A 6,313-nucleotide genomic window follows, 5' to 3' on the forward strand; every position below is an offset into this window, starting at 1 on the left:
TGGCGCGATCGACCAAAGCCGCGCGCGCCTAAACGTCGGCAGCGTTTTCGGCGACAATGCCAAATGCGTCGGCAATCACCCCCCCTCGCGGGGGAGTTGTCGCCGCAGGCGACAGAGGGGGGCGGCACGTCCTGACGCGACACCCTGTCGTGGGCGAAGGACGTCGGCGCTTCACGCGAGACGACCCCCTCTGGCCACTTCGTGGCCATCTCCCCCGCAAGGGGGGACATTCCGCGCGCAGCGTTCTCAACAATGAAATCCAAAACGTCCATTTCCGCGATCCTTCACGAGCGGATTGTTCCACAGGCGAGCCCGGGCGGCGACAGGCACCCGCTCCGGGTGATCTGACAGCCGAAGCCGTCAGATCACGTAGGATCGGAGAGGCTCGAAGCCGTTGAAGGCGACCGAGGCGTAGGTCGTCGTGTAGGCGCCGGTGCCCTCGATCAGCACCTCGTCGCCGATGGTCAGCGACAGGGGCAGCGGATACGGCATCTTCTCGTACATCACGTCGGCCGAATCGCAGGTCGGTCCGGCGAGCACGCACGGTGCGGTCTCGGTGCCGTCATGCGCGGTCACGATCGGATAGCGGATCGCCTCGTCCATCGTCTCGGCCAGACCGCCGAACTTGCCGATGTCGAGGAACACCCAGCGCACATTGTCGTTGTCGGCCTTCTTCGAGATCAGCACGACTTCCGACTTGATAACGCCGGCATTGCCGACCATGCCACGGCCCGGTTCGATGATGGTTTCCGGGATAGCGTTGCCGAAATGCTTGCGCAGCGCCGAGAAGATCGCCTGGCCATAGGCCTGTGCCGCCGGCACATCCCTGAGGTAACGGGTCGGAAAGCCGCCGCCCATATTGACCATCTTCAGGACGATGCCTTCGTCGGCGAGAGTGGCAAACACCTTTTTGGCGTCGCCGAGGGCGCGGTCCCAGGCGGTCAGGTCGGTCTGCTGCGAGCCGACATGGAACGACACGCCATAGGCGTCGAGGCCGAGCGTCCTGGCATGGCGCAGCACGTCGACCGCCATCGCCGGCACGCAGCCGAACTTGCGCGACAGCGGCCATTCGGCGCCTTCGCCGTCGGTCAGCACGCGGCAGAACACACGGGCGCCGGGTGCAACGCGGGCGATCTTCTCGACCTCCTCGACGCAGTCCACCGCGAACAGCCGGATGCCGAGCTGATAGGCGCGCTGGATGTCGCGCTCCTTCTTGATGGTGTTGCCGAAGGAGATGCGGTCCGCCGGCGCACCGGCGTCCATCGCCATCTCGACCTCGGCAACGGAAGCGGTGTCGAAGGACGAGCCCATCGCAGCAAGGAGGCGCAGGATTTCCGGCGCCGGGTTTGCTTTCACCGCATAGTAGATTTTCGAATCGGGAAGCGCCTTCTCGAAAGCGCGGAAATTGTCGCGCACGACGTCGAGATCGACGACGAGGCAGGGGCCGTTCGGACGTCGGGTGGCGAGGAAGTCAAGGATGCGCTGGGTAGCCATCGGGGTCTCTCCATCAGCGCCTTTCGGCGCGCACAAAGGCTGCGGGACGCGGGTCATCGACCTCGCGAACACGCGGTGGACAAAGGCGGGACGTCACATCCATGGAACCAGCCGGTGGAGACCCCGGAACCATGAAGCGCCGTCTCGCGGCGGTGAACCTTGGCCTTGCCCGGCCTCGGTTCGCTTTGTCTGCCTTGGCTTGGATTGGGAGAGCCCGTTCCGCACTGCCGGCAATGAAGGTGTGCCTCTTCAGTAACCCCGGTCTTTGGACGACCGGCAGAACACCAGAAAGGCCCGCACCGTCGTTGCTTCAAGGTGTCCTCGGTCTGGCGGTTGGCCGCTAAACCGACTGGAGGGGTTAGCTCCAGTTACCTTACCGATATCCCTCACCATTTTGAGGATCGGCGGACACCCACAGGCACGTGCGACTTTGGGCAAGCGCGATATAAGGTCGAAGGATTTCACAATCAATAAAAATCGTACGCCAGGTTGTAAAATTCCTGGCGTCGAACAATGTTGCAACAACTGTATCCGGATATCGAACGCATGACAGGCACTCGCGGCCCTCTGAACGCTTTTCTCGACCTTGACGATATCCCCGTGTCCAATGCGCAATCCGGCCCGCTTGCCGGCCTGCGGCTGGCCGTCAAGGATATTTACGACGTGGCCGGCTACCGCACTGGCTGCGGCAATCCACGGAAATACCAGGACGCTTCACCCGCCTCGGCGACAGCGCCGGCCGTCCAGGCGCTGCTTGATTCGGGCGCGCGCTTCGTCGGCAAGACGCAGACCGACGAGCTGGCCTTTTCCCTGATGGGGCTGAACGCGCATTTTCCGCCGCCGGTCAATCCGGCAGCGCCAGACCGCATCACCGGCGGCTCGTCCTCCGGTTCCGCCGCCGCGGTAGCCGGCGGGCTGGCCGACATCGCCATCGGATCCGACACCGGCGGCTCGATCCGCGCGCCGGCAAGCTTTTGCGGCCTGATCGGCCTCAGGGTTACGCATGGCCGCATCTCGCTTGAAGGCGCCATGCCGCTGGCCCCCTCCCTCGATACGTTCGGATGGTTTGCCAAGGATATGGCCACCTACGAAAAGGTCGGCACGGTGCTGCTCGGCAATGATCTGCATCGGCACGAATTGCAGCGTCCCCTCGCCCTGGATGCACTGGACGGGCTCGCGCTTGGGCCGCAGGAAGCCGATGAATATCGCGTCATGGTTCGGCATGTCTCTTCGATGATGGGCACGCCGCGGGTCATTGCGCCGCTCTCGCATTCCACCGACAATCTCTATTGGTGCTTCCGCAAGCTGCAGGGATACGAGGCGTGGCAAAATCATGGTGCCTGGATCTCGCAGGGTGACCGGATGCTCGGCCCCGGCGTCAAGGAGCGCTTCGAGCATGGCGCGACCATCGACCTCGCGACCGCACAACATGAAACGGAACGTCGCGTTTCGTATCGTCTTGAACTTGCCGAGCGTCTCGGCGAGGACGGCGTCCTTGTGCTGCCGACCGTTCCGGGTGCCGCCCCGCTCAAGGCCGATTCATTCGACGACTTGCAGACCTATCGCGAGCGCGCGCTAAGACTGTTATGCCTTTCCGGCCTGTCGGGCTTTCCGCAAATCACGCTGCCGCTGGGCAAGGCCGACGGTGCGCCATTCGGCATGTCGCTGCTTGGACCTGAGAACAGCGACCGGCAGCTGATGGCGCTTGCCGCGCGCATCCTTTCAGCCCACCAAGGGAGCGCATGACATGGACACGCTGACCCGCATGCGCGCCTTCATCGACGTGGTCGAGGCCGAGGGTTTTTCGGCAGCGGCGCGCAAGATCGGCCGCTCCAAGGCGCTGCTGTCGAAATATGTGCGCGAGCTGGAGGACGAACTCGGCGCGCTGCTGCTCAACCGCACCACGCGACAGTTCTCGCTGACCGAGGCCGGCCACACCTATTACCGCCGCGCCTCGGAAATCGTCCGCGAGGTCGACAGCCTGGCCGATGCGGTGCGCGAATCCTCCGGCGACGTTCGCGGCAGGATCAAGCTATCAGCGCCGCGCACTTTTGCCGACGCACCGATCGGCCAGTCGCTGATCGACTTCGCCAAGCAGCATCCCGACATCGTGCTCGACATTCACCTCGACGACCGTTTCGTCGATCTGGTCGAGGAAGGTTTCGATCTCGCCGTGCGCATTTCGCGGCTGGAGAACTCCTCGCTGATCGCGAGGCGTCTGGCGCCGTTTTCGGTGCGACTCTGCGCATCTCCCGAACTGATCGCCAAGCATGGCATGCCGGTGCGGCCGCAGGACCTTGGCCGTGTGCCCTGCATCATCGACACCAATGGCCGCTGGCTAACCAACTGGCCGTTCAAGGGCGACAGCGGCGACACGGTTACCGTTTCGGTCTCCGGTCCGATCGAGGTCAACAGTCCGATGGCGGCAAGGGCCGCCGCCGTGGCGGGATTGGGATTTTCCATCCTGCCGGATTTCATCGCCGCGCCCGACATCGAAAGTGGCCGGCTGGTGACCGCGCTGGATGAGCGCATCCTGCCTGGAGGCGGCATTTTCGCCGTCTATCCGCATCGGCGCTATTTGCCTGCAAAAGTTCGGGTTTTCGTCGACTTCCTGGTGCAGTGGTTCAAGACGATCGACAGCGCATAAGCCTTCAGCCGCCTTGCGGTCCCATTTTCGCCCCCTTTCTGGTAACTCTCGATATCTACCCAAGCCGATGGAATCACCACCCAGAATGCACCTGAAACGGCAAGCAATCATGATGGCTTCGGCCATGGCGGCGACATTCGCCACGGTCGGCCCGGCCGAGGTGCACCCCCACGTCTTCGCCGAGGCCCGCCTCGAAGTGGTTCTCAGCCCGGATCACCAAACTGTGAAGGCGTTGCGCCATCTCTGGCGCTTCGACGATTTGTTTTCGAGTACGGTAATGATGGAATTCGACAAGAATTCCGACCTGAAGCTCGACGACAAGGAGCTGAAGGAAGTCGCCGACACCGTCCATGCATCGCTGGCGGAATTCAATTACTTCCAGCTCGTCACCGTCGACGGCAAGGACGAGGCGATGAACCCGCCGCCGCAGCTGATGGCCAATTTCGAGAACGATCAACTCATCATCCTGTTCGAATCCGAACCGAAGGCGCCGATGAAGTTGGCCGGCAAGATCGATATCGGCGTCTACGACCCGACCTTCTACACGGCGATCGATTTCACCGAGGATGCCAATCTGCAGGTCGATGGCATGCCGTCGACATGCGCGAGCAAAGTCGTTCGTCCGAACCCCGACGAGGCGCTCGCCGAGAACCAGAAGACCCTGACGGACGCCTTCTTCAACGATCCGACAGGCACCGATATGAGTAAGATCTTTGCGACCAAGCTTGAACTGAACTGTCAGCCAGAAGGATAATCCGGTGACGAAACCGTCCCTGCGTTTGGCCTTCGGCCTTTTGGCCGCCGTCCTTGTGATGACGCACCTCCTCGGCGCCGCCCACGCCCAGAGCTCGCTCGGCATCGGCACCAATGACGGGATGGCTCCCACCACCGGCCCGTTCGCCCACATCCTGATGTGGATCAACCTGCGCCAGCAGGAATTCTACCGCGCGCTTGCAGGCGCGATGAAGGCGATGCGCGAGGATGGCAGCAAGCTGTGGCTGCTTATCGGCCTGTCCTTCGCCTACGGCATTTTCCATGCTGCCGGCCCCGGTCACGGCAAGGCGGTGATCTCGTCCTACATGGTGGCGAACGAAGTCGCGCTCAAGCGCGGCATCATGCTGTCCTTTGTCTCGGCCCTTCTGCAGGCGCTCACGGCGATCCTCGTGATGATGCTCGCCTACTTCGTCCTGCGCGGCACCACCATATCGATGACCGATGCGGCATGGTTCCTCGAAGTCACGAGCTTTGTCTTCGTCACCCTGTTCGGCGCCTGGCTTTTGTGGCGTAAGGCCGGCCCCGCTATCCTTCGCCTGTTCGGCGCCAACCCAGCCTACAGCCTCTCGGCGGCCCATGCCGGCCACTCAGATGCCGGCCACTCACATACGCATTCAGTGCATGCGCTTCACGCACATGGGCATGACGGTCACGACCATGATCATGGCGCACACGACCACCATCATGGTCATGGTGGGCACGATCATCATCACCATGCGGCGGGCGAGGTCTGCGAGACGTTCGGACATTCGCACGCGCCAGACCCGGCGCTGCTTTCCGGCGACCGCTTCGACTGGCGCACCGCCTGGTCGGCGGTGGCCGCGGTCGGTATCCGGCCGTGCTCGGGCGCGCTGATCGTGCTGAGCTTTGCCATGCTCAACGGGCTGTGGTTCGGCGGCATCCTGTCGGTGCTGGCGATGGCACTTGGCACCGCGATCACGGTCTCGGTCTTGGCGACGCTGGCGGTGACGGCCAAAAACTGGGCGGTCTATTTCGCCGGTGACGGCCGCATGGGCAACCGCATCCATTCGATCGTCGAGATCGGCGGCGCAGCCTTCGTCTTCCTGTTCGGGCTGCTGCTGTTGTCGGCGAGCCTGACGGCTGGTGGATAGCGCCTCGATCGGACGCGCAGACGCCAACTCCTGACCCAGGAATTGTCGGTCTCGGCGCCGCCCCTCATTGCCCTGCCGGGCATTTCTCCCCGTATAGTGACGGGGAGAAAGACGCCTTCGCAAATGATTTCGCCAATCTCCAGCGCTGCAAAAAAAGCGCCGAGGGTGCGGCCAGCCCCTTCTCCCCGTTCACGGCAGGGCTGTCCGGGGAAAGTTTTGAGTGAATCGAAATGCCACATGTGCATGCCCCGTAAAACGGGTTTTGTCCGTCTTCTCTCTGGTTGTC

At 63.0% G+C, this 6,313-nt stretch carries 6 protein-coding genes; 4 read left to right on the top strand and 2 right to left on the bottom strand.

Translation table 11 applies throughout. The features are described from left to right. Window positions 1-360: 360 nt before the first annotated feature. Window positions 361-1,494: an ornithine/lysine decarboxylase gene (odc2, locus tag NKH12_RS29590; protein WP_352956357.1), complete on the bottom strand. Its 1,134-nt coding sequence runs from the start codon at window positions 1,492-1,494 to the stop codon at window positions 361-363. 546 nt (window positions 1,495-2,040) lie between these two features. On the opposite strand from odc2, the gene NKH12_RS29595 reads away from it, so the two are divergent. From NKH12_RS29595 to NKH12_RS29610, 4 genes are all read left to right on the top strand, one after another. After that, window positions 2,041-3,240, top strand: coding sequence for an amidase (locus NKH12_RS29595; protein WP_352956358.1), 1,200 nt, complete (start codon window positions 2,041-2,043; stop codon window positions 3,238-3,240). A 1-nt stretch (window position 3,241) separates the two neighbouring features. Continuing rightward, complete coding sequence (locus tag NKH12_RS29600; RefSeq protein ID WP_352956359.1) at window positions 3,242-4,141, top strand: LysR family transcriptional regulator; 900 nt, start codon at window positions 3,242-3,244, stop codon at window positions 4,139-4,141. Window positions 4,142-4,226: 85 nt separating this feature from the next. After that, window positions 4,227-4,895 (top strand): DUF1007 family protein, encoded by a 669-nt coding sequence (locus tag NKH12_RS29605; RefSeq protein ID WP_352956360.1) that lies wholly within the window; start codon window positions 4,227-4,229, stop codon window positions 4,893-4,895. Between the two features lie 4 nt (window positions 4,896-4,899). Next, window positions 4,900-6,027 (top strand): nickel/cobalt transporter, encoded by a 1,128-nt coding sequence (locus NKH12_RS29610; RefSeq protein ID WP_502910864.1) that lies wholly within the window; start codon window positions 4,900-4,902, stop codon window positions 6,025-6,027. A 64-nt stretch (window positions 6,028-6,091) separates the two neighbouring features. On the opposite strand, the gene NKH12_RS29615 is transcribed toward NKH12_RS29610, so the two are convergent. Continuing rightward, window positions 6,092-6,313: hypothetical protein (locus tag NKH12_RS29615; RefSeq protein WP_352956361.1), on the bottom strand; the 222-nt coding region annotated here is incomplete at its 5' end.

The organism is Mesorhizobium sp. M1322 (genome assembly GCF_040318085.1).
Taxonomy (GTDB): domain Bacteria; phylum Pseudomonadota; class Alphaproteobacteria; order Rhizobiales; family Rhizobiaceae; genus Mesorhizobium.

Bases quoted from the DNA above. Each gene is read 5' to 3' on its own strand.
- odc2 (WP_352956357.1), bottom strand. From the start codon at position 1,494: ATGGCTACCCAGCGCATCCTTGACTTCCTCGCCACCCGACGTCCGAAC.
- NKH12_RS29595 (WP_352956358.1), top strand. From the start codon at position 2,041: ATGACAGGCACTCGCGGCCCTCTGAACGCTTTTCTCGACCTTGACGAT.
- NKH12_RS29600 (WP_352956359.1), top strand. From the start codon at position 3,242: ATGGACACGCTGACCCGCATGCGCGCCTTCATCGACGTGGTCGAGGCC.
- NKH12_RS29605 (WP_352956360.1), top strand. From the start codon at position 4,227: ATGCACCTGAAACGGCAAGCAATCATGATGGCTTCGGCCATGGCGGCG.